We start from the raw sequence: 26547 nt of genomic DNA on the forward strand, positions 1-26547 counted from the left end.
CCCCCACCAGAAGGCGAAGCGGTCGAGAAAGACGGTAGACTCGGTGCCGAAGGTGAGGCGGCCGTAGAGGTAGTCGACGAAGGCGGTCGAGGGTGGCCAGAGGAGCGCCGCGAGCAGCGCCGCCTCGAACCAGCGCGGGCCCCTGGTGCGGCGCGCGTGGATGATCGCCATCGAGATCACGTAGGGCAATGGCACCAGCACCTTGTACCATTCGACGGCGCTCTGCGAGAGCGCCATCGCGATCCAGGTGTCGCCGATCACGTCGTTCACGATCACCATGGCGGCGATCGCAAGCCACAAGAGCAGCGTCAGTCCCGGCCGGATCATGCGGCGTGGATCACGCCGCCCGAGCGCGACGCTGGAGTTCGGCGAGGCAGGCCGCGCGATCGGCCTCGAAGTCGCCCGCCACCCACCAGTCCTCGACGGCGGAAATCAACGCACCGATCCGGGGGCCGGGCGCGAGGCCCATCCTGAGCAGATCGCCGCCATTCACCGGCAATTCGGGCGGCGTCCAGCTTCCGGCGAGCGCGAGCGCGCCGCGCCAGTCGCCCGGCGTGTCGACCGCGAGCAACAGCCGGTCGACGTAGAGCTTGTTGCCGAGGCGATAGATGCCAGCGCGCCACGCCCGCAGGCCGCCGGAAAGATCGAGCACGGGCTCGCGCGCCAGCATCACGCCGAGCCGCAGCGAGTCCTGGGTCGAGAGTCTCAGCCGCTTGCCGATCGCCGTCGCATCCGTCCCGACGGGCAGGATCGCCGCCAGCCGGCGCAGCCTGTCCGGTGCGGACTCGCGCGCGATCAGCGTCCGGAGCCGTGCGGCCCCGGCATATTCCGGCAGCCAGCGATCGAGCGTACCCGCCTCGACCATCGCCTCGAGCGCATCGGCCGGCGCCGGCGCCTCGAGCAGGCGCAGCAGCTCCCTGGCGACGCGTTCGCCCGAGAGCGCGCCCAAGGTTCCGGCGTTGCGCCGGCAGGCCTCGAAGCCTGCCGCGTCGAGCGGCGGCCGGCCATACCAGGCATGGAAGCGGAAGAAGCGCAGCACGCGCAGGCGATCCTCGGCGATGCGCCGGTCGGCATCGCCGATGAAGCGCACGCGTCCGGCGGCGAGATCGGCGCGGCCGTCGAACGGATCGTAGAGCGTACCGTCGCGATCGGCATAGAGCGCGTTGAAGGTGAAGTCGCGGCGCGACGCATCCTCCAGCCAGTCGTCGGTGAAGGCGACGACGGCGCGCCGGCCGTCGGTCTCGACGTCGCGTCTGAGCGTCGTGAGCTCGAAGGTGCGGCCCTCGGCGAGGGCGGTCACCGTGCCGTGCTTCACGCCGGTCGGGATCGCCTTGACGCCGGCCGCCCCGAGGGCGGCGAGCACCGTTTCCGGCGCCTTGTCGACGGCGAGGTCGATGTCGTCGATCGCGCGGCCGAGCAGTGCGTTGCGCACGCAGCCGCCGACGAAGCGCGCCGTGATGCCGGCCGCTTCGAGCGCGGCGAACAGGCGGTGCGACGGTCCGTCGTCCATCCAGGCCGGCGGGTCGAGGCGCGCGCCGGGCTTCATGGCGCGAAGAGTCCGCCATAGCCCTGGCTCTGGGTGAAGAACATCAGGAGGACGCCGACGATGACGCAGACGAGGCCCGCGATCGCCAGCCAGGTGAGCGGGAGGTCCTGCCATTCCGGCAGGGTGCCGGCGAGCTTGCGCTCCTCCTTGATCTTGACGCCCCACGCCCAGAGGAAGAAGGCGGCGGTCGGCGCCGTCACCAGGACGATCACCAGCAAGAGGATGCGCATGGCGCCTTCCCGATCAGACCCTCCCCTTGGCGGGCGCCGCCAAGGGGAAGTCGATCCATCAACCGTGTCGTCCGGGTCGCGCGCGGCAACCCGTGCACCGGGGCGACCGACCCTTCGCGATGCTGATCAAGGATCCCTCGCCGCGCTCGGGATGACGCCTTCCTTGCCGCTCGAGTCATGTCCGGCCGCCGCTGGTCAGGATGAAGTGCAGGTTCTTCAGCATACCGGCGGTGGCGCCCCAGATGTAGCGCTCCCCATAGGGCATCGCGTAGAAGCGCCGCTCGCGGCCCTGGTAGAGGCGGCTGCCGATCTGGTGATTGACCTCGTCGAGGAAGTGGTCGAGCGGCACCTCGAAGACGTCGGCCACCTCGCGAGGGTCCGCGTGAAGGGTGAATCCGGGCCGCACAATGCCGACGATCGGTGTGATCTCGTACCCTGTCCCGGTTCGATAGGGATCGATGGCGCCGACCACATCGACGAAGCGGCGCGCCAGACCCACCTCCTCCTCGGTCTCGCGCAGCGCCGTCGCCACGGCGTCGGCGTCGCCTTCCTGGCGGCGACCGCCGGGAAAGGAGATCTGGCCGGCATGACTGGGCATGTCGTCGGTGCGCTGGGTGAGCAGAACCGTCACGCCCGGCGCGCGTTTGACCAGCGGCACCAGCACCGAGGCCGGCCGCCAGTCCTGCGGCGCGGACGCGATACCGCTCAGGGAAAGGTCGCTGCCGAGAGGAGGCGGGTCCACGGGCAAGCCCGATGCCAAGCGAGTGCTTCGTTCACGCACCCGGCGCACAATTTCGTCAACCGTCATGCCCTTGTTCCGGCCTCAATTCTGGGCTTCCCTCAATCCCGATCCCATCGACAACAGGAGCGCCTCGTGGCCCCCGACACCTCGACCGCCACCGACGCCGACGCCCAAGCCGCCCTGGCCGATATCGAGCGGCTGGGCGGCCAGTTGCGTGCCGCCCGGACCGCCATCGGCAAGGTCATTTATGGCCAGCAGGATGTCATCGATCAAACCCTGGTTGCGCTCCTGTCCGGAGGTCACATCCTGCTGATCGGCGTCCCGGGGCTGGCCAAGACCAAGCTGGTCGAGACGCTGGGCGTCGTGCTGGGCATGGATGCGAGGCGCATCCAGTTCACGCCCGACCTGATGCCGGCCGACATCCTGGGCTCGGAGGTGCTGGAGGAAACCGACGCCGGTCGCCGCTCTTTCCGCTTCATCCAGGGACCGGTCTTCGCCCAGCTCCTGATGGCTGACGAGATCAACCGCGCGAGCCCGCGCACCCAGTCGGCGCTCCTGCAAAGCATGCAGGAACGGCACGTGACGGTGGCCGGCAAGCGGTACGACCTGCCGCTCCCCTTCCATGTGCTGGCGACCCAGAATCCGCTGGAGCAGGAAGGCACCTATCCCCTGCCCGAGGCCCAGCTCGACCGCTTCCTGCTGCAGGTCGATGTCGGCTATCCGGACGAGGAGGCCGAGCGCCAGATCATGATCGCCACCACCGGCGCCAACATCCCGACGGCGACCCAGGCCTTGACACCGGGCGACCTGATGGCGGCCCAGGCCTTGGTCCGCCGCCTGCCGATCGGCCAGAGCGTGGTCGATGCGATCCTGAAGCTGGTCCGCGCCGGCCGTCCGGAGACGAGCGATCTCGATGTCGTGCGCCAGCGCATGGCTTGGGGACCGGGGCCGCGGGCCAGCCAGGCCTTCATGCTGGCCTGCCGCGCCCGCGCCATCATCCAGGGACGGCTGGCGCCCTCGGTCGACGACGTCGCGGCCCTGGCCGGACCCATCCTCCGCCACCGCATGGCGGTCAACTTCTCGGCGCGCGCCGAGGGCATCACCATCGATTCGGTGATCGACCAGATGTGCGCGCGCCTGGCCTAGGCATTGCAACGCCCGAACTGATGGCTGCGTCGACTTTCAATCGCTCGCTCGAGCTTGCCGGCACTCTTCCCCCGCTGATGGTGGCGGCCGATCGTGTCGCCGCGACCGTGATCCAGGGCGTACATGGTCGCCGCCGCGTCGGCCAGGGCGATGCCTTCTGGCAATACCGCCAGTATCGTGACGGCGACAGCGCAAGCCGCATCGACTGGCGCCAGAGCGCGCGCAGCCGCAGCCTGTTCGTGCGCGAGACGGAATGGGAAGCCGCGGCCAGCGTCTGGCTGTGGCGCGATGCCTCGCCCTCGATGCAGTACGCCTCGCTGCGCAACTTCGACACCAAGGCCCAGCGCGCCGAGCTGATCGTGCTGGCGCTCGCCAATCTCCTGACCGACGCCAGCGAGCGGATCGCCATCCTGGGTGGCGGCATGCGGCCGAGCTCCGGGCGCGTCGCGGTCCGTCGCCTGGCGGAGGCCTTCGCCGCCGAAATGCAGAACGGCGAGAAGCTCCCCAGCCTGCCGCCGCTGGTGCCCTTGCCGGCGCATGGAACGGTGGTGCTGGTGTCCGACTGGCTCGACCCTCTCGACCGGATCGAGGCGGTCGTGCGCCACTATGCGAGCGCCGGCGTGCGCGGCCATCTCGTCCAGATACTCGATCCGGCCGAGGAGGATCTGCCGTTCAACGGCCACGTGAAGTTCGAAGGCCTCGAGGCGGAAGGCCAGCACACGATCCGCCGCGTCGAGACCGTGCGCGAGGCTTATGGCGCCCGGCTCGCCGCCCAGCGCGAGGGCCTGCAGCGCCTCGCCCGTCCGGCCGACTGGACGGTGCATCTGCACCGGACCGATCGACCGGCGCAAACCGTGCTGCTTTCTCTTTACCTGGCGATGGCCGATCTGCGTCGCCTGAATGCGGCTTGACATGAGGTGCGCCTTCGGCATGGGCCGCTGCTTCTTCTTATGGACCGCGCGCATCTTGCGCGCTCATGAGCGAGCTGGAAGCTCGCGGTCCATAAAATGCGCCACTGCAGTGGCGCGCGCCGATGAACAGAGACCATGCTGAGCCTCGGCGCCTTCGCGTTCGCGGCGCCCGGCATGCTGGCGCTCCTGCTCGTGCTGCCCGTGATCTACTGGCTGCTGCGCATGATCCCGCCGTTGCCGCGGCTGGTGCGCTTTCCCGCGATCCGGCTGCTGATGGGGCTGGAACCGACCGAGCAGACGCCGATGAAGATCCCGTGGTGGCTGCTTCTGCTGCGCCTGCTGCTCGCCACCGCGCTGATCCTGGCCGTCGCCAAGCCGCTCCTCAATCCGCAGGCCGATTTGCCGGGCCGAGGGCCGCTCCTGCTGGTGATCGATGACGGCTGGGCGTCGGCGCCGGGCTGGACGGCGCGCATCGCCCATGCCGAGCGGCTGATCGACCGCGCCGAGCGCGGCGGACGCCCGGTCGTGCTGATGGGTACCGCGCCATCGCCGCTCGATGCCCCGGTGATGAAGCAGGGCGCCTTGCGGCCCGAGGAAGCGCGCACGCTTCTGCGGGCATTGCGGCCCAAGCCGTGGCCGACCGACCGGGCGGCGGCCGTCACCCAGCTCGATCGCATGGAGGTCGACGCGAGCGCCTACGCCGTCTGGCTGAGCGACGGTCTCGAGGACCCGGGCACCGACAAGCTGAGCGCGCGCCTGCGGCAGTTCGCCGGGCTCGAAGTCGTGCTGCCCGACCAGGCGACAACGCCACTCGTGCTCTTGCCGCCCGACACCGAGGGCCGCGACCTCAGGGTGCGTGCCTTGCGCCCTGCGGCCAATGGGCCGCGCAAGACGGCGATCCGGGCCGAGGATGACCAGGGCCGCGTCGTGGCGCGCATCGACCTCGACTTTGCGGCAACCAGCACCCAGGGCGAAGGGGTGCTGGCCGCGCCAGTCGAGTTGCGCAACCGGATGACACGCCTCGATATCGAAGGCCAAGGTGGCGCCGGCAGCACCGTGCTGCTGGACGAGCGTAGCCGCCGCCGGCCGGTCTCGATCCTGGGCGAGCGCGCCTCGGCCAACGGTCAGCCGCTCTTGCAGGAAGTCTATTTCCTCGAGCGGGCGCTCGATCCCTATGTGAGCCTGAGTGTCGGCGATCGCGAGAACGTCCTCACGCGCAACACCGCAGTCCTGCTGGTTCCCGACAGTTCGGCGCCGTCGCCTAACGACCGTGAGGAGATCGCCAAATGGATCGAGCAGGGCGGCGTTGCGGTGCGCTTCGCCGGGCCCAACCTCGCGGCGGGCGGCGACAATCTCGTGCCGACGCCGCTGCGGCTCGGCGACCGGGCGCTCGGCGGCGTCATGAGTTGGGGAACCCCCGCAACCCTGGCCGAGTTTCCGGCCAACAGCCCGTTCTTCGGCATTCCGATCCCGAAGGACGTCCGCATCTCGCAGCAAGTGCTGGCCGAACCGACACCTGACCTCAGCGACAAGACCTGGGCGCGCCTGACGGATGGCACGCCGCTGGTCACCGCAGAGAAGCGCGGCAAGGGATACCTCGTGCTGGTGCATACGACGGCCAACACCAATTGGAGCAATCTTGCCCTGTCCGGCCTTTTCGTCGACATGCTGCAACGGCTGGTGCTGCTGTCGCGCGGCATTGCGGGCGACGGGATCAACAAGGCATTGAAGCCGTGGCGCACCCTCGACGGCTTCGGCCGGCTCGGCGCGCCACCGGCGGGGGTACAGATGCTGCCGGCCGACGCGAACAGGAGCTTCAAGCCCAAGCCGACCACCCCGCCCGGCCTGTACGGCGACGAGAACGCCCATGTCGCGTTCAATCTCGGCGACCATGTCGATCCGCCCAAACCACTGGTTCTGCCCGCAGGTGTCGCCACCGATCGCCTGTCCGAAGGCGGCGAGACCGATCTGTCCCGTTGGTTCCTGCTTGCGGCGGCGATGTTGCTGCTGGGCGACTTCCTGATCTCGCTGTGGCTGCGCGGCATGCTGCCGCGCGCGGTACGGCTGCGGCGCGCCGCAACGGCAGCGCTCCTGATCGCCATGGCCGGCCTGCTCGCGATCCCGCAGCGTGCTCAGGCACAAACGTCGCCGGCGCCTCCTGCGCAAATCCAGCCGCCCGACAAGACGGGCGCCACGCCGACTGCAGAGAAGACCCCGCCGCCGCCACTTTCGGAGGAGGAGGCGCTGCGCGGCGCCCTCGACGTCCGGCTCGCCTATATCGTCACCGGCGACAAGGACGTCGACGATACCAGCCGCGCCGGACTCGAAGGCCTGAGCGAGGTGCTGCGCAGCCGCACTTCAGTCGAGCCGGCCGATCCTGTGGCGCTCGATCTCGATCGCGACGAGCCGCGGCTCTATCCCCTCATCTACTGGCCGATCACCTCGACACAGCCGAACCTGACGCCGCGTGCATCGGCTGCGCTCGACCGCTATCTGAGGACCGGCGGCATCGTCTTCGTCGACACGCGCGACCAGCAGATGAGCTTCGACCGGCCGGCCAACGGCAATCCCGACCTCAAGCGTCTGCTGGGGGCGATCGAACTGCCACCGCTGGTCAGCATGCCGTCCGACTACGTCTTGACCAAGTCGTTCTATCTCCTGTCCGACTTTCCGGGCCGCTGGCAGGGTGGCAAGATCTGGATCGAGGCGGGCAACGGTCGCGTGAATGACGGTGTCGCCACGATCATGATCGGCTCGAACGACTATGCCGGCGCCTGGGCCGTCGACCAGCGCGGCCGCGGCCTGATGCCGGTGTCGCCCGGTGGCGAGACGCAGCGCGAGATGGCGTTCCGCTTCGGCGTCAACCTCGTCATGGTGGCCCTCACCGGCAACTACAAGGACGACGCGGTGCATCTCCAGGACATCATGCAGAGGCTGCGCCGATGAACATGTCCTCGGCCGTCTCGGTCGCCTTCGACCCGCTGCTGTCCTGGGCGACATTGGCGGTGCTGGGCGGCATTGGACTGCTGCTCGTGCTGGCGGGTCTGCGCGCCAGCGCCCGGGGCACGTTGTGGCGGGTTGGCGCGGTCGCCGTCGTGCTGGCTGCGCTCGCCAATCCCTCGCTGGTGGAGGAGAAGCGCAAGCCGATCGCCGACGTGGCGCTCATCATGGTCGACGACAGCGATTCGATGTCGATCGGCGACCGTCGCCAGCAAGTCCAGGCGGCGCGCGAGATGCTGAAGCGCAAGTTCGGCCAGGAACAGGGGCTCGAAGTGCGCGAAGCCGTGCTGCCGCCCTCGCGCATCCAGCTCGGCAGCGAACGGCCGGGCGGCACCCGGCTGATCGAGGCGATGCGCTCGGCCCTGGTCGACGTGCCGCCCGAGCGACTGGCGGGTGTCGTGTTGCTGACCGACGGCCAGGTCCACGACGTGCCGGCCGCCCTGCCGCCGGAGCTGGGCGGCGCGCCGCTGCATGCCCTGATCGCCGGCAAGAAAGGCGAGCGCGACCGCCTGATCACGGTCGAGCAGGCGCCGCGCTTCGGCGTGGTCGGGCATCAGGTAACGACCAAGTTCCGGGTCGACGATCCCGCAGGCGGTACCGCTCCGGTGACGGTGACGGTGGGCGGAGAGGTCGTGCGCCACATGGCGGTGCCGGTCGGCAAACTGGTGGAGCTGCCCCTCACCGTCGCCAATCCCGGCGAGAACATCGTCGAGCTGGAAACCGCCCCCGGACCGAGCGAGCTCACTCTCGACAACAACCGCGCGATCTTCACCATCAACGGCGTGCGCGACAGGCTGCGCGTGCTGCTGGTCTCGGGCGAGCCCTACCAGGGCGAGCGGGCGTGGCGGAACCTCCTGAAGAGCGACCCGGCGGTCGATCTGGTGCACTTCACCATCCTGCGCACGCCGCAGAAGGATGATTTCACGCCGGTCCGCGAGCTGTCGCTGATCGTCTTCCCGATGCGCGAGCTGTTCGAGCAGAAGCTGAAGGAATTCGACCTCATCATCTTCGACCGCTACGAGTCGGGAAACCTGATCACGCGCGACTACTTCCGCAACATCGCCGAGTACGTCAAGGACGGCGGCGCCTTGCTGGTCTCCGTCGGGCCGGTCTTCGCCACCCAGCGCTCGCTTTATCGTTCGCCGCTCGGCGCCATCCTGCCGGCGGCGCCGTCAGGCGACGTGCTCGAGCAGAGCTTCAAACCCAAGGTCACCGACATCGGCCGGCGCCATCCCGTGACAGCCGACCTGCCGCAGGAAGGCGTGCCTGGCAAGGATCCGCAATGGGGCCGCTGGTTCCGCGTCGTCACGTCCCACGCCGAGAAGGGCCACACCATCCTCTCCGGCGCGGACGACCAGCCGCTGGTCGTGCTCGACCGCGTCGGCAAGGGCCGTGTGGCGCAGGTCATGTCCGACCAGCTTTGGCTCTGGAACCGCGGCATCGATGGCGGCGGGCCACAGCCGGAACTGGTGCGCCGCACGGCACACTGGCTGATGAAGGAGCCCGACCTCGAGGAGGAGGCGCTACGCACCAAAGCGGTCGGCGGCCATATCGAGATCACGCGCCGCACGCTCGCCACCAGCTTCCCGGACGTCACCATGACGGCGCCCGGCACGCCACCCAACGGCGGCGCCCAGCGCAAGCTCAAGCTCACGGAAGTCGAGCCCGGTCTCGGACGTGCCGTGGTCGACGTCGACAAGCCCGGGCTCTATCGCTTCGACGACGGCACGCTGCATACGGTCGCTGCCGTGGGCAATCCCGACCCGCTCGAATTCTCCGACGTGCGCGCGACCGACGCGAAGCTAAAGCCTCTCGTGGAGGCCTCTAATGGCGCCTTGATCTGGCTCGCTGACCATTCGAGCCCCGAGATCCGCTCGGTTCGGCCCGGCCGCGCGGCTGGCGGTTCCGACTGGATCGGCCTGCGCCGCAACGAGGGCTACACGGTCGCCGGCATCAACCAGACGCCCCTCCTTCCCGGCATCCTGGTCGCAGTCGCCTTCCTGCTGGCACTGGGCAGTGCCTGGTGGCGCGAGGGTCGCTGAGCGGCGCCGACAGTTCGGAATTCAGCGAAACATCTCGCATCCGTCCCGTGGCATCGATCCCCCTGGAAGGAGGACGTGGCCATGAACATGAAGAATCGTTTTCACTCCGACAATCGGCCTGCCATCGAAACTGCCCGCCGCATCTACCATGCCTGGGACGAGGCGCTCGGCCGCAAGGATCTCGAGGCATCGCTCGCCCTCTATGCCGAGGACTGCACCCTCGAAAGCCCGCTGGTCCGTCATCTGCTGGGCGCCGCCAGCGGTGTAGTCCGCGGCAAGGCCGATCTGCGCGCCTTCGTCGAAGAAGTCTTCAGGACCCAGCCACCACAGCGCAAGCGCGACCGTCACGGCTTCTTCACGGACGGCACGCGGCTGATCTGGGAGTATCCGCGCGTCACCGCCGACGGCGAGCAGTTCGATCTGGTCGAAGTCATGGAACTGGAGGACGGACTGATCCAGCACCACCGCGTCTATTGGGGATGGTTCGGATTGAAGCATCTGCAGGAAGGCGGCCATCGCGACAAGTGATCGACGCAGCTTTTCCTCCCGCACTTCATCCAGGGAGGAGCGCTTACCAATCCGAAACTTGATCGAGCCGGACCGGGCGCCATCTTGGGAGCCGAGAGGTATCCCATGATCGAACGCAGGCCCTTCGAGAAACTGGGCAAGTCGAACCACGGCTGGCTCGATGCCAATTTCCACTTCAGCTTCGCGGAGTATCGCGATCCCGCGCGCGTTCATTGGGGCGCACTGCGCGTCTGGAACAACGACCGCATCGCGCCGCAGTCGGGCTTCCCGCCGCATCCCCATCGCGACATGGAGATCGTGACCTACGTCATCCGGGGCGCGATCACCCATCGCGATCACCTTGGCAATCAGGGCCGTACGGACGCCGGCCAAATCCAGGTGATGAGCGCGGGCAACGGCATCCAGCACGCCGAATACAACATGGAGCAGGGCGAGACCGAGCTGTTCCAGATCTGGATCCTGCCCAACCGGCAGGGCGTGCCGGCACGCTGGGAGACGGTGCAGTTCCCCGCCGCGGCGCGCGACGGCAAGCTGGTGCCGCTGGCATCGGGCCGCGGCCACGAGGGCGCGATCCCGCTTTATGCCGATGGCGCGCTGTTTGCCGGAACACTGAAGGCAGGCCAGACGATCCACCAGACGCTCGACGGCAAGCCCGCCTACCTCGTGCCCGCCAAGGGCAAGATCGAGGTGGTGGGCCGCGACGGCAAGGTCGTGGCTGCCAATGCCCGCGACGGCGTGGCCGTCGTCGACGAGGCCGAAATCGAGCTCAAGGCGAGCGAGGACGCCGAGATTGTGCTGGTCGAAACCGACAAGCTGAACTGACCTCGACGGCCGCCCGCTTTCATGTTCATTCTCCAGGGGAGAGGAACACGAGAGGGAGCGGCTGCATGGCCTACAGAGGTTTCGATCTGACCGGCAAGGTTGCGCTGGTAACGGGCGGCAACGGCGGCATCGGTCTCGGGATGGCGGATGCACTGGCCGAGGCGGGCGCCGATGTCTGCATCTGGGGCACGCGCGCCGAGAAGAACGAGAGGGCCGCAAACCAGCTCAAGAGGCACGGCCACAAGGTCCACGCCCAGATCGTCGACGTCGGCGACGAAAAGCAGGTCGAGACGGCTTTCGCCGAGACGCTGAAGGTGATGGGCCATGTCGACAATTGCGTCGCGAACTCCGGCGTCTCGGGCCGGGGCAAGGGCTCGATCCTCGAGATGGACTACGAGGAATGGCGCCGCGTCATGCGCGTCAATCTCGACGGCGTGTTCTTCACCTTCCGTGCCGCGGCCAAGCACATGGTCGAGCGCGGCAAGGGTGGCTCGCTGGTCGCGATGGCGAGCACGGCGGCGATCGAGGGTGCGGCGCGCTCCAGCCACTATGGCGCCAGCAAGGGCGGCGTCTGCGCCATGGTGCGCGCCCTCGCCGTCGAGCTCGCCCGTTACAGGATCACGGTGAACTCGATCCTGCCGGGCTGGATCGAGACCGAGATGACGGCGAATGCCTTCGGCAATCCGAAGTTCGCAGGCAATGTGATGCCGCGCATCCCCGAGCGGCGCTGGGGCAGCGGCGCCGATTTTGGTCCGATCGCAGTCTATCTGGCGAGCGGCGCCACTCAATACACGACAGGACGCGACTTCGTCATCGATGGCGGCTATACCCTGTTCTAGATCTCGAATCGGCAGGGGAGCGACATGATGAACAAGTGGGCGAGCATGGCGGCGATTGTCCTCGCGGTTTCGGCGGCGCCCGCCTGGGCGCAAAGCACCAGGACCGCGGCTACGGTCAAGCCAGTGCCGACGCCCGGTGAGGAACGCTATGTCGGGTACTACTATCCCAAGCCAACCTCGACCGAGACCTATACATCCCAGATGCAGACGATCGCCGGCGTGGATCGCGCCCAGCGCATCCAGTTCGTGACGGTGGTTGCGCAAGGCACGCTGCAATCGAGCTATCGCGTTCCCTATGCCGTGTTCGCCAAGGGCGAGAAGGGCGACCATCTGATCATCGTCGGCCTGCAATCCGGCGAACTGAACACGATCTATCGCATCCGCGCGCTGCTGGCGAACATGACGACCATGTCGCGCACCTCGGCCTTCTTCCAGGAGCACACGGTCGCGGAGGATGCGACCTTCTTCGATCTCCTGAAGCTGCTCGGCTTCCACGACGTCACCGTGACCGACGGCGATAAGATCACGCACCAGGTGACGATCAAGTAGGATAGCGGCCGAGGGCGCGCGCCGCTCCAGTGGCACACTCCCTTTCGGGCGTCAGCACAACACCGATACAGGTCGCTGCCCCAACGGCTATGATCAAACTGGATTGATGGCAGGTGACAAGGGACTGATTTCCCGAAGCGTCGCGGAGAAGTCCGATGAAGGCGCTCGGTGTGCTCGTCCCTTGTCTCACACCGTTCATTGTCATCGGTATTGTCGGGAAGCGCTTCCTCCAGAAGCGCACGGAGGACGTTGATATCTCCAATGTCCGGCGCCGTAGCTCACCCTCTCCGTGATACCCTATGGCAGCTCCGCCAATAGGAGGGGACGATAGTGGAACTGCGCAGGCGATCGATTGTCCTCGGTCTTTCCGCGTTGACGTTTGCAGCAGCCGGGAGCCATCGAACCTCGGCCGCACCAGTACGAGCCGCGCCCGTCACCGACACCGACGATGAGTGGCAGGTTGCTTCGCCCGACAGCCAAGGTATCAGCGCGTCCGGTTTGGAAGAGGTGCTCGACGCGGGACATTCGGTCTACTCGCTGCGAAGCCTTGTCGTCGTCCGCAACGGATATCTGATCGCCGAGCGGTACTACGGCGCAGCCGCATACTCTCTGTTGACCATTTTTTCGATCACCAAGAGCATCTCTTCGTTGCTTGTGGGCATTGCCATTCACGAGGGCAAGATCAAGAACCTCGATCAGACCCTAGGCGAGTTGCTACCGGAGGCAGCTGCCCGTCATCCCGAAGCGAGGATCAACCAAGTCACGTTAGCTCGCATCCTTACTCAACGGACCGGACTGGAATACGACGACAACAATGTTGCGCCGCTCGTCGCTGCGAAGGACGCGGTGTCGTATGTCCAGCTCCTGCCCCTTGGTCGCAATGATCCGCCCAATTGGGTGTACAGCAACGCAGGTTGCTCCCTCCTGTCCCCCATCCTTCGCCGCGCCGTCGGTGAAGCTATCGATGAGTATGCAAAGCAACGCCTGTTCTCGCCGCTGGGCATCACGGACTTCGAATGGGAACGTGACAACACGGGCAACCCATTGTCGTGGAGGGGCCTTCGCCTTCGCACACGCGACCTAGCAAAGATCGCCTGGATAATGGCTGATGGTGGACAATGGCAGGGAAAGCAGGTCGTTCCGGCCGACTGGGTCAGGGACAGCACGACCTCCCAGGTTCAGGTCGGCACGACACTCCCTCCCATCAGCGATCCTGGCTATGGCTATCTGTGGTGGACCGGAACATTGAAAGGCCGGCCAGCAGCTTGGGGCTGGGGTCACGGATCGCAGTTTGCGATGATTGTACCGTCGCTGCGTTTGGCTATCGCGACTAACGCTCAAGCAGGCAGTTACCAGCGCACGCGCGCGCAAGATCAGCAGGTGATGGCTCTCCTGACGCAAATTGTCGAGTTGACGACATAGCGACTCTTCTCTGGACTTTAAGGTCCGCTATGCCTCCATCTCGAGCACGACCTTGCCGACCACCTTGCGGTCGAGGAGCGCCCGGAAGGCATCGGCCGCCCGCTCGAGAGGGAAGCGATGGGAGACGTGCGGGCGCATGACGCCGAGCGCCGCAAGCCGTGGCAGCTGCTCGAGGTAGTCGCGGCCCAGTTCTGGCGAAAGGCGTCGTGCGGTCTCCCCGGCGCGTACACCCAGGATCGATAGTCCCTTGATCAGCACGTGGTTGGACATGACCCTGCTCGGCCCGCCTGATGTGAAACCCACGACCAGCAAGCGCGCGCCGTAGGCGGCCGCGCGCACCGATTTCTCCAGTATCTCGCCGCCCACCGGATCGTAGATCACATTGGCGCCCTTGCCCGCGGTCAGCTCCTTCACCGCAGCGACAAAGTCGGCCGTGCGATAGTTCACGACTTCGTCGGCGCCCTTCGCCTTCACGATGGCGAGCCGCCGGTCGTTGCTGCCGGTCGCGATCACACGTGCTCCCAGATGCTTGCCGAGCTGCACGGCAGCGAGCCCGACGCCGCCCGACGCGCCATGCACCAGCAGCACCTCGCTTTCCCTGAGCTGGGCGCGATGGACCAGCGAATGGTAGGCGGTCTGCGCGCCGACGCGAAACCCCGCTCCTTCGGCATAAGACCAGCCGGCCGGCAGTCGGAGCAGCGGGCTCCTGGCCGGCACCTTCACATATTCGGCGAAGGCACCCGGCCGCACACCGAAGATCACCCGGTCGCCTTTCCGCCAATTCGTTACCCCGACACCGAGAGAATGGACCACGCCTGCGCCTTCCACGCCCGGAATGAATGGAAGTTCCGGCATGTGCTGATAGGTGCCGGCGACTGTGAGAATGTCGGGAAAATTGACACCTGCGGCCCCGACCCTGATCACGATCTCGGCCGGACCCGGCTCGGGATTCGGCCGTTCCTCGATCTTCAGGACAGACGGTTCACCCAGTCGGTCGCACACGACAGCGCGCATGGCGCTAGTCGAGCTCGAAGGCGTTCTTGTAGTCGAGCTTGAGCGACGGGTCCTGATCTTCCTTCTTCAGGAAGCAGTTGCCGACCACCAGCACCTCGATCTCGCTGCCCATGAAGCAGCGGAAGGCGTCCTCGGGCGTGCAGACGATCGGCTCGCCGCGCACATTGAACGAGGTATTCACCAGCACCGAGCAGCCGGTCCTGGCCTTGAAAGCCTGCAGGAGAGCGTGGAAGGCCGGATTGGTCTCCTTGTGCACGGTCTGGACGCGCGCCGAATAGTCGACATGCGTCACCGCCGGGATGTCCGAGCGCGGCACGTTCAGCTTGTCGATGCCGAACAGCTTTTCCTCTTCGGCCGTCATCGCGCGGCGGCGGCGCTCTGTCACCGGCGCCACCATCAACATGTACGGGCTGTCGCTCTTGATGTCGAAGTACTGATCCACATCCTCGCGCAGCACCGCGGGCGCGAAGGGCCGGAACGACTCGCGGTACTTGACCTTGAGATTGAGCGTCTTCTGCATCGTGGGCGAGCGCGCATCGCCCAGGATGGAGCGCGCCCCGAGCGAGCGCGGGCCGAATTCCATGCGGCCCTGCATCCAGCCCACGGCTTTCGCGTCGGCAAGCGCCTGGGCCGTCTGGTCGATGATCTGGTCGCGCGTCAGCCGCGTGAACCTGGCACCCGCCTCGGCGAGGCGCTTGGCGATCTCCTCCTCACCGAACTCGGGACCGAGGTAGGAGCCGGCCATACCGTCCATATGCCCGTTGAGCTTGCGCGGCTGCCCCATGAAGCCGTGGTAGGCCGCAAAGGCGGCGCCCACCGCGCCGCCGGCATCGCCCGCCGCGGGCTGCACCCAGATATCGTCGAACAAGCCCTCGCGCAGGAGCTTGCCGTTGGCGACGCAGTTCAGCGCGACACCGCCGGCGAGGCAGATCTTCTTCGCTCCGGTCTCCTTCTTCACCGAGCGCCCGAGCCGCAGCACGATCTCCTCGGTCACGGCCTGCACCGAGGCGGCGAGATCCATATGGTGCTGGGTGAGCAGCTCCTCGGGCTTGCGTGCCTTGCCGCCGAACAGCTCGCCGAACCTGTCGTTGGTCATGCGCAGGCCGGTGCAGTAGTCGAAATACTGCTGGTCGAGGCGAAAGGTGCCGTCCTCCTTGAGATCGACGATCTTGTCGAGGATCAGCTCCTTGAACCTGGGCTCACCATACGGGGCGAGCCCCATGACCTTGTATTCGCCGGAATTGACCTTGAAGCCCGTGTAATAGGTGAAGGCCGAGTAGAGCAGCCCGAGCGAATGCGGAAAATGGATCTCCCGCAGCATCTCGAGCTTGTTGCCCTGGCCCCAGCCGAGCGACGTGGTCGCCCATTCGCCGACGCCGTCCATGCAAAGGATGGCGGCCTCCTCGAACGGCGACGGAAAGAAGGCCGAGGCGGCATGGCTCTGATGGTGCTCGCCGAACAGCAGGCGCCTCTGCCAGTCGAAGTCCGGCTGCCACTTCTTCATCTCGTCGCGCAGCAGCGTCTTCTGGAAAAGCTTCTCCTTCAGCCACAGCGGCATGGCCATGCGGAAGGAATTGAAGCCGCGCGGCGCAAAAGCGAGATAGGTCTCGATCAGCCGCTCGAACTTCAGGAACGGCTTGTCATAGAAGGCGACGTAGTCGACATCGGCCAGCTTGATGCCCGCCGCATCGAGGCAATACTGGACGGCATTCTGCGGAAAGCCCGAATCGTGCTTTTTGCGCGTGAAGCGCTCTTCCTGCACGGCCCCGACGAGGCTGCCGTCCTCGATCAGGGCGGCGGCGCTGTCGTGGTAGAAGGCGGAGATTCCCAGCACACGCATGACAGGCGTCTCGACTGCCTAGAACAGGGTATAGATGAACGGCGCGATCGCCGAGCCCTTCGTCAGCACGATCAGGCCGCCGAACACGACCATCATGATCAGGATCGGCAACAGCCAGAACTTCTTGCGCTCGCGCATGAAGGCCCAGAGTTCGACGATGATGGCGCCCATTTGCCTAACGATCCTTTCGAAATCAGAACTGGTTGCGCATCGATTGCGGAGGCGGTCCCGGCGGCGTCCGGTCGATCCAATAGCTCCTGGCGCTGCCGTCGAGCTTCAACCGCAGGAAGTCCTTGCCGAAGGCCCGCATGACGATCCCGATCGGCGTGATGGTGACGAAGAACAGCAGGCCGAGCACGATCGGGTTGACGACCTTGTAGAGCAGCAAGCCGAACTTCAGCCACAGCTTGTTGAGCGGATTGAGAATCCGCGGATAAACCAGCGCCACGGCCAGGAACGCCGCCGCCAGGGGCAGCGTCCAGTGCCAGCCCGAATGGCCGCGCCACCAGGAAAGGGCGCTCACCAGTGCAAAGAAGCCGGCGAAAACGAACCCGAAGCCTCGGTCAGTACCTGCCTTGACGTGATCGTCGCGCGAAAAGTCTTCGTGGAGCTGGCTGGTCGCCATCGATGTCGCTGGATCCCCTGAACGGGCCCTTAACTCTCTGATCGCCAACGCCAAGTCAATCGCCGGACCGTGCTCTTATTGCCGGGCTTTCCCCAGCTCGTGCTCCAGCAGTGCCGTAAGCGTCAGGCGCCAGATCGCACCAGCCCGCTCGACGCTCAGCCCGTCCCGGCGACGCAGCACGATCCAGGCGTCCAGCGACAAGGCCGCCCCGATCGCGTCGGCCAGTTCCTCGCGGGCCGCCTGATCCGCCAATGCCGCAAATTCGGGCTCGAATGCCTTGAACGTGGCATCACGCAACTGCTGGCGCAGTGCCAGACCGCGCTCCAGGAGCGCCGGATGACCGGCGAACTGGCCGGCCGCCACTCGCAAGGGAACGATCTTGTCGAAAAGCTCGACGAGACCCTGGATCAGCGCCTCGACGCGCGCCTCCAATGGCCGGTCGATGGTCGGCGGGGCCGTCATCTGGACGTTCTCGCCAACACTGTCGACGACAGTTACAAAAAGTGACTGTACGTCGCCGAAATGCTGGAAGACTGAGCGGACCGACACGTCCGCGCGCTTGGCCACCCCCACGACCGTGGGCGCTTCGCTGGTCTCCTCGATCATCGCCTTGGCGGCCTCGATGATCTTGCGGCGCGTGGCAGCGGCCCGCCGATTGCGCCCATCCGTCCGGACCATGTCGCTCACCTCTGCTGGCACGGCGTTGCCGCGCGGCATAACGGCTGCTTCGCTCATTTTCACTTTCCCGATCGTGTGAAGGAAAGACGGGTAGTCAAGGACCTCGCCCGTCGCCTATGGAGGGCGTGAGATAAAAGCCGACTGCGGCAGGAACAAGGTAAAGACGGTCGCACCGTGAAAAATATCAGCCATGCAAATATGCCCAGGGCGATCCTGTGGGATTTCGGCGGCGTAATTCTCAGCAGCCCTTTCGAGGCCTTCAGGCTCTATGAACGCGAAAGTGGACTTCCCGAAGATTTCATTCGCGGACTGAACGCGCGCAATCCAGACACCAATGCCTGGGCGAAAATGGAGCGAAGCGACGTCTCGCTCGAGGAGTTCGTCCGTCTGTTCGAGGCGGAAGCGCTCGATGCCGGGCACAAGATCGACGGTTGGCGTGTCCTGAACGCCGTCAGTGGCGACATTCGGCCGCAGATGGTCGAGGCCTTGCGCCGCTGCAAGGCCGCGTTCCGCGTCGCCTGCATCACCAACAACATGAAGTCCGGCGAAGGTCCGGCCATGACGCGCAGCCCGGAGAAGGCCGCTGCGGTTGCCGAGGTCATGGCGCTCTTCGAGCATGTGATCGAATCGAGCAAGCTCGGCATGCGTAAGCCCGACCCGCGCATCTATCGCCACGCTTGCGATCTTCTCGGCGTCGAACCCGAGCAGTGCGTCTATCTCGACGACCTCGGCATCAACCTCAAACCGGCGCGGATGCTCGGCATGCGCACCATCAAGGTCGGCGACCCCGATCTTGCGGTCGCCGAGCTCGAGGCGATGGTCGGCATTTCGTTGCGCTGACGAACGGAGGTTCCTTGAAACGGCCGCCTCGGCCTATCACCGCCAAGTACCTGCAGAACGCGGCGACGTTCTATCTCGAGCGCTACCCCGCCACTGCCGAAGGCTTGCGCCGCGTCCTGCAGCGCCGCGTACGCAAGGCGCACATCGCCCAAGCCGAGATAATGGACAACGTGCAACAGGCGATCGACGCCATCGTTGCCGGGTTTGTCGACGCGGGCCTGATCGACGACAAATCCTTCGCCCAGACCAAGGCCCGTGCCCTTCACAGGCGCGGTGTCTCGACCAAGCTCATGCGCCACAAACTGCGACTTGCCGGAATCGACGGCGACACTCTCGACCAGGCAATGGCCGGCCTCGACGAGGAGCTGCACACCGATCCGCGCCAGCGCGAATGGAAGGCCGCCGCTGCGCTCGCCCGCCGACGGCGCCTTGGCCCCTACCGGCCGGAAAAGGAACGCAAGGAGGCGCGGGCACGAGATCTGGCGACCATGGCGCGTGCCGGCTTCGACTACGACCTCGCGCGAAAAGTGATCGACGCGCCAAGCCTCGCGTCTCTGGACGAATCTTGAAGACCCGGCCAAGGTAACCCGCGGGGAGTTGAAGCATGACCGTCACTATCTGGCATAATCCGCGCTGCAGCAAATCCCGGCAGACGCTCGAACTGTTACGGAAGAAGGGCGTGACGCCGGTCGTTCGGGAATATCTCAAGGAGCCGCCGAGTAAAGCGGAGGTGGAAACCCTGATCGATCTGGTGGGCGGCGATCCCGCCGAGCTCATCCGCGATGGCGAGGCCGAATTCAAGGCCCTCAAAAAGAACGCGCGCGAACTCGGCAGAAGCGATATCGCCAGGGCAATTGCAGCTCATCCGATCCTGCTGCAGCGGCCGATCGTCGTCGCCGGCAAGCGCGCCGCCATCGGCCGGCCGCCCGAAGCGGTGTTGCCGCTCCTGAAGTAGATCCATGATCGGGCGCCTGCGCCTCTGGTCGGGTTACGTCCTCCTCGCCTACGTCACGACGCATCTGCTCAATCACGCGCTCGGCCTGGTGTCGCTGCGCGTGCTGGAGGCGGGCCGTCACTGGTTCGTCTTCGTCTGGCAGAGCCTGCCTGGCCAGACCATCCTCTATGGCAGCTTGCTCCTGCACCTTTCGCTCGCCTTCTGGGCGCTGTTTCGCCGCCGCACCCTCATGCTCTCGCGATGGGAGTGGACGCAGCTCGGCCTCGGCGCGCTGATCATTCCCTTCGGAGCCTTGCATGTGGTCGGCACGCGCATCGCCCACGACTACTTCGGCGTGCAGAGCGGCTATCCGTGGGTTCTGGGTTCACTCGTCGTCGGAACCTGGCTGGGGATCGTTCGCCAATTCGGCCTGGTCCTCTTGGTCTGGATCCACGCCTGCATCGGCATCCACTTCGCCTGGCGACTGAAGCCTTGGTATCGCACGTGGCTGCCGTTCCTCTACGCAGTCGCGCTGCTGGTACCGGCGGCGGGTCTCGGCGGTGCGGCCATTGCTTTGCGCGACTTCGCCGAGCTGGCGCAACGGCCGGGTTTTCTGAGGAGTGTCTTCGAACAGGCGCATGCGCCCGGCGCCGCGGGCGCGGCGTCTCTCCATGCGATCTCCAATACTTTGATGGGTGTCGCGATCGTCTTGTTGCTGGCGTGCCTCGTCGCTCGGCCGCTGCGCGATTTCTGGGAACGCCGCGCCGGTGCCGTAGTGCTCGCCTACGGCGACCGCAGAACCGCCTCGGCGCCGACCGGATTGAGCATCCTGGAGATGAGCCGGATCGCAGGCATACCGCATGCGTCGGTTTGCGGCGGCCGCGGCCGTTGCTCGACCTGCCGGGTACGCATCCGCGGCCCCGACCGTGCCCTGCTGCCGCCGGCCTCGCCGGAGGAACAGAAAGTGCTGGCCCGCGTCGGCGCGCCCGATGACGTCCGCCTCGCCTGTCAGCTCCGTCCCCCGCCGGGTCGCTATCGTATCACGCTGCTGCTGCCCGCCTCGGCGGGCCCGGTTGAAGCCTACCGACGGCAGCCCCAGGCGCATGGCGGCGAACGGTATGTCGCCATCCTGTTCGCCGACATGCGCGGTTTCACATCGATCTCCGAAGGTCGTCTTCCCTACGACGTCGTATTCATCCTGAATCGCTACTTCCGTGCGACCGGTCAGGCGGTGCAGGCTGCGGGTGGCAGGATCGACAAATTCATCGGCGACGGCGTGATGGCGATCTTCGGCCTCGATGCCGAGCCGCAAGCCGCCTGCCGTCAGGCGCTGGACGCCGCCCGCCGCATGGCCGTCGCGCTCGACGACCTCAACGAGGCCTTGTCGGGCGACCTCGACCAGCCGCTGCGCATCGGCATCGGGCTGCACGCGGGCTCGGCGATCGTGGGCGAGATGGGCTTCGAGCGCACGTCGTCCCTGACGGCGATCGGCGACACCGTCAACACGGCGAGTCGGCTCGAAGCCCTCACGAAGGATTTCGACGTCGAACTCGTGGTGTCGCAGGATCTGCTCGACCGCGCCGGCATGGACCTGCCGACTGCGGCGCGCCACGACGTCGAAATACGGGGCCGCCAGGGAAAGTTGACGGTGTGCGCGATGACCCACGCCACCGATCTCACGAGCTTGTCATCTTAATTTCGTTGCGTCGGCCGGTACGTCCAGAACAATCGGTCCAGCAAAGGGAGGCACTCATGCGTTCGACCCTACTCTCCGGCGTCGCGTTTCTTGCGTTGGCGCTTGCCGCGCCGGCCTACGCCGCAGGCGGCGGGAGCGACGGCGTGGACAGCACCCCCGCCAAGGTCACCGACTCCGGCTATGCGCGCGCCAAGGCCATGATCGAGGCGAAGGATTACAAGGGCGCCATGCCGCTCTTGCAGCAGGTCGTCGCCAAGGATCCGAAGAATGCCGACGCTTACACGCTCATGGGATATGCGACCCGCAAGTCGGGAGATCCCAACGGCTCGCTGCAGTATTACAACCAGGCACTCTCGCTCGATCCCAAGCACATCGGGGCGCACGAGTATATTGGCGAGGCCTATTTGATGCTGGATCGGCCAGCCGAAGCCGAACAGCAGCTCGCGCGCCTGGATACGATCTGCGTCTTTGGCTGCACCGAGTACCGCATGCTGAAGACGGCAATCGCGAGCTACAAGGCCGGCAAGAAGCCGACCAACTAGGGCTCTTCTCCGTGGCGTACGGCTCGCGCGCTCGGCGCATCCAAGCGCGCGAGGGCGCGTGCCGCCTCGAAAGCCTAATGCGCCATCAGCACCGGCACGGTCATGCTCGACAGCACCGTGCGGCTCGCGCCGCCCGTCACCATCTCGCGCGTGCGCGAATGGCCGTAGAGGCCCATCACGACCAGATCTGCCGAGCTGTCGGCCGCGCGCGAAAGGATGATGTCGCCAATGTCGGAATCGCTGGCGCTGTCGTGCAGCAGGGACGCCTTCACGCCATGGCGGCCGAGCCAGGCCATGAACTCGGACGCCGAGGCGGCGTTTGCCTCTTGCTCGTCCTTGGAGGAATCGATCGTCAGCACGGAGACGGTCTCCGCCTTCTTGAGGAGTGGCAGAGCGCCCATTGCCGCCCGTCCGGCCTCGCGACGACCGTTCCAGCACAACAGCACCTTGCCGCCGGGCACGCTGCTCACGCCGATATAGGGCACCACGAGCAGCGGGCGCTCGCTGGCCAGCGCCAACCGCTCCGGGAGATCGGGCTGCGCTCCCATCGTCACGGCGTCGCGCTCGCGCTGTCCGACCACGACGAGATCAGCGCCGTGCGCCAGTTGGGCCAGCGCCTCGTCGGCATAGCCGTCGGTTGTCCGCCACTGGGTCGGGCGGCCCTTGCCGGCCGTGCCTTTGTCGAACAGCGCCGCTGCAGCGTCCTCGTCGGTTTTCACCGAGGTTTCGTAGTTCCGGTAGAGCGCGTCCATGGCGAAGCTGCCGTCGCCGAAGACGGGAGCCTCGAACCGGGGACGGACGTAGGCGCCGATCAGATGCGCATCGAAGCGCGCGGCGAGGTCGAGCGCCACGCCGATGCGAACGGCGGCGGTTTTGCCGGCATCGCAATGCACCAGAATTGTCCTGTACCCCATGACTCCTCCCTGACGGTCGCGGCCGTACAATGCAGATAACGCCCGTGGGCTGCGAAATTCCATCTCAAAGGCCGGGCCTACGGTCTTTCCCCGCATCGGTCCGGACCGCTATTCTCCGGTGAACGTCGGTTCAGTCCCCTTGCGGGAGGACATTCAGCGATGAGCACCGCCCTCACCCCTATTCCCCTCGTCTTCGGTGACTATGCCCTCGAGGACCGCTACCGGCTCGACAAGGGCCGCGTCTACCTGACCGGGATCCAGGCGCTGGTCCGCCTGCCGATGATGCAGCGCCAGCGCGACCTCCGGGCAGGGCTCAACACTGGTGGATTCATCTCGGGCTATCGCGGCTCGCCACTGGGCATGTACGACAACGCCCTTTGGGGTGCGAAGCGATACCTGAAGGAGAACAACATCCACTTCCAGCCCGGCCTCAACGAGGATCTCGCTGCGACCGCGGTGTGGGGCAGTCAGCAGACCAATCTCTTTCCGTCAGCCACCGTCGACGGGGTGTTCGCGATCTGGTACGGCAAGGGTCCGGGCGTCGACCGCTCGATGGACGTGCTGAAGCACGGCAATGCTGCCGGCACCTCGCCGCACGGCGGCGTGATTGCCCTGGCGGGCGACGATCACGGCTGCCAGTCCTCGACCTTGCCGCACCAGAGCGAGCAGGTATTCGCCGCGGCGATGATCCCGGTGGTCAACCCGGCGACGGTGCAGGAGTATCTCGACTTCGGCATCCTGGGCTTCGCCCTGTCGCGCTACTCGGGCTGCTGGATCGGCTTCAAGGCGATCTCGGAGACGGTCGAATCGGGCGCGTCGGTCTGGGTCGATCCCGAGCGGATCCGGATCGTGCTGCCGACCGACTTCCAGTTGCCGCCGGGCGGGCTCGGCATCCGTAATCCCGATCCGCCACTGGAGCAGGAGAGGCGTCTGCACGGGCCGAAGATGGCGGCCGTGCAGGCATTCGTGCGTGCCAACGGCTTCGACCGCACCGTGATCGATCCGCCACGCGCGCGCATCGGCATCATGACCACCGGCAAGGCCTATCTGGACACGCGCCAGGCGCTGGAGGACCTCGGCATCGACGACGAGCGCGCCAGGGCGCTCGGCATCCGCCTTCACAAGGTCGGCCTCACCTGGCCGCTCGAGCCGCAGGGCGCCCGCCGCTTCGCCGAGGGTCTCGACGAGGTGATCGTGGTCGAGGAGAAGCGGTCGAACCTCGAGGATCAACTGGTCCGCATCCTCTACAACCTGCCGGCCGACCGCCGTCCGCTGGTGATCGGCAAGGCCGACGAGACCGGGCGCATCATCCTGCCGAGCGAGGGCGAACTGACGCCGACCGGCGTCGCCATGGTGATCGCCAACCGCCTGATGAAGCATGGCGGCGACTCGCCCGAGCTCAAGCAGCGTCTCGCGCGTCTCGAAGCGAAGGAGAAGCTTCTGGCCGCACCGCCGCCCAAGGTGGCGCGCACGCCCTATTTTTGCTCGGGATGCCCGCACAACACCTCGACGCGTGTGCCCGAAGGCAGCCGCGCCATGGCCGGCATCGGCTGCCATGGCATGGCGATCTGGATGCCCGAACGGCGCACTTCACTGATCAGCCACATGGGCGGCGAAGGCGTCTCCTGGGTCGGGCAGGCGCCGTTCACCTCCGAGAAGCACATCTTTCAGAACCTGGGGGATGGCACCTATTACCATTCCGGCCTGATGGCGATCCGCCAGTCGGCGGCCGCGGGTATCAATATCACCTACAAGATCCTCTACAACGACGCGGTCGCCATGACTGGTGGGCAGCCGCATGACGGGCCGCTGAGCGTTCCCGAGATCACCCGACAGGTCGAGGCCGAAGGGGCGAAAAGGATCGTCGTCGTCACCGACGAGCCCGACAAATATCCGCCCAATGCCGGCTTCGCTCATGGCGTCAGCATTCGCCATCGTGACGAGCTCGACGCCGTGCAGCGCGAGTTGCGCGACATCCCCGGCCTCACCGTGCTGGTTTACGACCAGACGTGCGCCGCCGAGAAGCGCCGCCGCCGCAAGCGCGGGACGTTCCCCGACCCGGCCAAGCGCGTGTTCATCAACGATGCCGTCTGCGAAGGCTGCGGCGATTGCTCCGATCAAAGCAACTGCGTGTCGGTCAAACCCCTCGAGACCGAACTCGGCCGCAAGCGCCAGATCGACCAAAGCAATTGCAACAAGGACTTCTCCTGCTTGAAGGGCTTCTGTCCGAGCTTCGTTTCGGTGCATGGCGGCACGCCGGCCAAGGCGAAGCGCCCGCAGCTCAAGGTGGTGCAGGACGATCCATTCGCCGCCTTGCCGATGCCGACGCTGCGGCCGCTCTCCGAGGCCTACGGCATCCTGGTGACCGGCATTGGCGGCACCGGCGTGATCACCGTCGGCGCGCTGATCGGCATGGCGGCGCATCTCGAAGGCAGAGGTTGCACCGTGCTCGACTTCACGGGCCTTGCGCAGAAGAACGGTGCGGTCATGAGCCACGTGCGGCTGGCGCCCGCGCCGGAGGACCTGCATGCTGTGCGTATCGCGGCCGGTGGCGCCAACCTCGTGCTGGGCTGCGATATGGTCGTGGCGGCATCTCCCGCCGCGCTGTCGCGCATCGAGCCCGGCGTCACCAGGGCCGTGATCAATGGCTATATGCAGCCGGTGGCGGCGTTCGTGATGAACGGCGACATGGATCTCGGCGCGGAATCGATGATGAAGGCGATCCGCGACGCCGCGGGCAACGAGGCTACCTCGTTCGTCGACGGCACCGGCCTGGCTACGGCGCTGCTCGGCGATTCGATCGCCACCAATCTCTTCATGCTGGGCTACGCCTGGCAGAAAGGCCTGGTGCCGCTGTCACTCGAGGCCCTCACCCGGGCCATCGAGCTGAATGGCGTCGCGGTCGAGACCAGCAAGCGCACCTTCGCCTGGGGACGGCTGGCCGCGCACGATCTCCCGGCCGTGCAGTCGGCCGCCAAGCCGACGCTGCGCGTCGAGAAACCGGTCGCCCGCGCGCTGCCCGAGATCGTCGCCAAGCGTGTCGAGCTGCTGACCGCCTACCAGGACGCGGCCTACGCCGAACGCTATCGCGCCTTCGTCGACAAGGTCGCGAAAGTGGAGAAGGAAAAGGCCAAGGGTCGGTCCGGGCTTGCCGAAGCCGTGGCCAAATCGCTCTACAAGTTGATGGCCTACAAGGACGAGTACGAGGTCGCGCGCCTTTATACCGACGGCGAGTTCCTGAGGAAGCTCGGCAGCCAGTTCGAGGGTGATTACAAGCTCACCTTCCACCTCGCGCCCCCGCTCCTTGCCGAGCGAGATGCGAGCACGGGTCATCTGAAGAAGCGCGAGTACGGGGCCTGGATGATGTCGGCCTTCCGACTGCTCGCGTCGATGAAGAGGCTGCGCGGCACAGCCTTCGACATCTTCGGCCGCAGCGACGAGCGCCGTATGGAACGGCGCCTGATCGGCGAGTACGAGGCGACGATCGACGACATTCTGGTCACGCTCGACCAGAGCAATCACGCGGTGGCGGTGCAGATCGCGCAGGTCCCGGAAAGCATCCGCGGCTTCGGACACGTCAAGGAGAAGAATGTACAGGCGGCCAAGGCGCGTGAGGCGTCGCTGCTGGCGGCGTATCGTGCTCCTGCCAGCGCGCAGGTCGCGGCAGAGTAGTCGTCCTCGAGTGGG

Annotated in this window: 25 protein-coding genes; 15 read left to right on the forward strand and 10 right to left on the reverse strand. The window is 66.4% G+C overall.

From position 1 onward, the window contains the following. The 4 genes from VH499_RS07085 to VH499_RS07100 form a co-directional block, all read right to left on the reverse strand. On the reverse strand, positions 1-327 hold a 327-nt coding region (locus tag VH499_RS07085; protein ID WP_332052001.1), incomplete at its 3' end, for a hypothetical protein. Positions 328-337: 10 nt separating this feature from the next. Next, positions 338-1546, reverse strand: coding sequence for a CCA tRNA nucleotidyltransferase (locus VH499_RS07090; RefSeq protein WP_332052002.1), 1209 nt, complete (start codon positions 1544-1546; stop codon positions 338-340). Further along, positions 1543-1776: a hypothetical protein gene (locus tag VH499_RS07095; RefSeq protein WP_332052003.1), complete on the reverse strand. Its 234-nt coding sequence runs from the start codon at positions 1774-1776 to the stop codon at positions 1543-1545. The genes VH499_RS07090 and VH499_RS07095 overlap by 4 nt, the downstream gene beginning before the upstream one ends. 175 nt (positions 1777-1951) lie before the next feature. After that, on the reverse strand, positions 1952-2518 hold the full coding sequence (locus tag VH499_RS07100; protein WP_332052004.1) for a CoA pyrophosphatase: 567 nt from the start codon (positions 2516-2518) through the stop codon (positions 1952-1954). 132 nt (positions 2519-2650) lie between these two features. On the opposite strand from VH499_RS07100, the gene VH499_RS07105 reads away from it, so the two are divergent. The 9 genes from VH499_RS07105 (at position 2651) to VH499_RS07145 (ending at position 13777) form a co-directional block, all read left to right on the forward strand. Beyond that, positions 2651-3664, forward strand: coding sequence for a MoxR family ATPase (locus VH499_RS07105; protein ID WP_332052005.1), 1014 nt, complete (start codon positions 2651-2653; stop codon positions 3662-3664). A gap of 20 nt (positions 3665-3684) precedes the next feature. Continuing rightward, entirely contained in the window at positions 3685-4575 is an 891-nt protein-coding gene (locus VH499_RS07110) for a DUF58 domain-containing protein (protein WP_332052006.1), read from the forward strand. A 135-nt stretch (positions 4576-4710) separates the two neighbouring features. Further along, positions 4711-7521, forward strand: a complete 2811-nt coding sequence (locus VH499_RS07115; RefSeq protein ID WP_332052007.1) for a DUF4159 domain-containing protein — start codon at positions 4711-4713, stop codon at positions 7519-7521. After that, positions 7518-9617: a hypothetical protein gene (locus tag VH499_RS07120; protein WP_332052008.1), complete on the forward strand. Its 2100-nt coding sequence runs from the start codon at positions 7518-7520 to the stop codon at positions 9615-9617. Before VH499_RS07115 ends, VH499_RS07120 begins: the two co-directional genes overlap by 4 nt. An 81-nt stretch (positions 9618-9698) precedes the next feature. Further along, positions 9699-10145 carry a nuclear transport factor 2 family protein gene (locus VH499_RS07125; RefSeq protein ID WP_332052009.1) on the forward strand — a complete coding sequence of 149 codons (447 nt, stop codon included), beginning with the start codon at positions 9699-9701 and terminating at the stop codon, positions 10143-10145. Positions 10146-10250: 105 nt separating this feature from the next. After that, positions 10251-10967 (forward strand): pirin family protein, encoded by a 717-nt coding sequence (locus tag VH499_RS07130; RefSeq protein ID WP_332052010.1) that lies wholly within the window; start codon positions 10251-10253, stop codon positions 10965-10967. A gap of 65 nt (positions 10968-11032) precedes the next feature. Beyond that, complete coding sequence (locus tag VH499_RS07135) at positions 11033-11806, forward strand: SDR family NAD(P)-dependent oxidoreductase (RefSeq protein ID WP_332052011.1); 774 nt, start codon at positions 11033-11035, stop codon at positions 11804-11806. Positions 11807-11833: 27 nt separating this feature from the next. Beyond that, positions 11834-12355, forward strand: coding sequence for a hypothetical protein (locus VH499_RS07140; RefSeq protein WP_332052012.1), 522 nt, complete (start codon positions 11834-11836; stop codon positions 12353-12355). 330 nt (positions 12356-12685) lie between these two features. Beyond that, complete coding sequence (locus tag VH499_RS07145; protein ID WP_332052013.1) at positions 12686-13777, forward strand: serine hydrolase; 1092 nt, start codon at positions 12686-12688, stop codon at positions 13775-13777. Between the two features lie 27 nt (positions 13778-13804). On the opposite strand, the gene VH499_RS07150 is transcribed toward VH499_RS07145, so the two are convergent. The 5 genes from VH499_RS07150 to VH499_RS07170 all read right to left on the reverse strand — a co-directional run bounded on the left by VH499_RS07150 (position 13805) and on the right by VH499_RS07170 (position 17991). Continuing rightward, positions 13805-14791, reverse strand: coding sequence for an NADPH:quinone oxidoreductase family protein (locus VH499_RS07150; protein WP_332052014.1), 987 nt, complete (start codon positions 14789-14791; stop codon positions 13805-13807). A 4-nt stretch (positions 14792-14795) separates the two neighbouring features. Further along, on the reverse strand, positions 14796-16631 hold the full coding sequence (locus VH499_RS07155) for a carbamoyltransferase (protein WP_332052015.1): 1836 nt from the start codon (positions 16629-16631) through the stop codon (positions 14796-14798). An 18-nt stretch (positions 16632-16649) separates the two neighbouring features. Beyond that, the gene (locus VH499_RS07160) at positions 16650-16802 is read right to left on the reverse strand and encodes a DUF5989 family protein (protein ID WP_300783093.1); all 153 of its coding nucleotides are present in this window, start codon (positions 16800-16802) and stop codon (positions 16650-16652) included. Between the two features lie 22 nt (positions 16803-16824). After that, positions 16825-17256 (reverse strand): SxtJ family membrane protein, encoded by a 432-nt coding sequence (locus tag VH499_RS07165; RefSeq protein WP_332052016.1) that lies wholly within the window; start codon positions 17254-17256, stop codon positions 16825-16827. Positions 17257-17331: 75 nt separating this feature from the next. Further along, complete coding sequence (locus VH499_RS07170) at positions 17332-17991, reverse strand: TetR/AcrR family transcriptional regulator (protein WP_332052017.1); 660 nt, start codon at positions 17989-17991, stop codon at positions 17332-17334. A 141-nt stretch (positions 17992-18132) separates the two neighbouring features. Here VH499_RS07170 and VH499_RS07175 point away from each other — a divergent pair, with 141 nt between their 5' ends. From VH499_RS07175 to VH499_RS07195, 5 genes are read left to right on the forward strand one after another with little or no spacing between them, the layout of a single operon-like run. Beyond that, a complete protein-coding gene (locus VH499_RS07175) occupies positions 18133-18774 on the forward strand; it encodes an HAD-IA family hydrolase (RefSeq protein ID WP_332052044.1) in 642 nt (213 codons plus the stop codon). A gap of 14 nt (positions 18775-18788) precedes the next feature. Next, positions 18789-19343 carry a regulatory protein RecX gene (locus VH499_RS07180; protein WP_332052018.1) on the forward strand — a complete coding sequence of 185 codons (555 nt, stop codon included), beginning with the start codon at positions 18789-18791 and terminating at the stop codon, positions 19341-19343. Between the two features lie 35 nt (positions 19344-19378). Then, positions 19379-19729: an arsenate reductase (glutaredoxin) gene (gene arsC, locus VH499_RS07185; RefSeq protein ID WP_332052019.1), complete on the forward strand. Its 351-nt coding sequence runs from the start codon at positions 19379-19381 to the stop codon at positions 19727-19729. A gap of 4 nt (positions 19730-19733) precedes the next feature. After that, positions 19734-21404: an adenylate/guanylate cyclase domain-containing protein gene (locus VH499_RS07190; protein ID WP_332052020.1), complete on the forward strand. Its 1671-nt coding sequence runs from the start codon at positions 19734-19736 to the stop codon at positions 21402-21404. A 56-nt stretch (positions 21405-21460) separates the two neighbouring features. After that, positions 21461-21946 (forward strand): tetratricopeptide repeat protein, encoded by a 486-nt coding sequence (locus tag VH499_RS07195; protein WP_332052021.1) that lies wholly within the window; start codon positions 21461-21463, stop codon positions 21944-21946. 74 nt (positions 21947-22020) lie between these two features. Here VH499_RS07195 and VH499_RS07200 read toward each other — a convergent pair whose 3' ends face one another. Then, on the reverse strand, positions 22021-22860 hold the full coding sequence (locus tag VH499_RS07200) for a universal stress protein (protein WP_332052022.1): 840 nt from the start codon (positions 22858-22860) through the stop codon (positions 22021-22023). A gap of 159 nt (positions 22861-23019) precedes the next feature. On the opposite strand from VH499_RS07200, the gene VH499_RS07205 reads away from it, so the two are divergent. Next, a complete protein-coding gene (locus VH499_RS07205) occupies positions 23020-26532 on the forward strand; it encodes an indolepyruvate ferredoxin oxidoreductase family protein (RefSeq protein WP_332052023.1) in 3513 nt (1170 codons plus the stop codon). Positions 26533-26547: the final 15 nt, after the last annotated feature.

Origin of the sequence: Reyranella sp. (assembly GCF_036558665.1) — a bacterium.
Lineage (GTDB): Bacteria > Pseudomonadota > Alphaproteobacteria > Reyranellales > Reyranellaceae > Reyranella.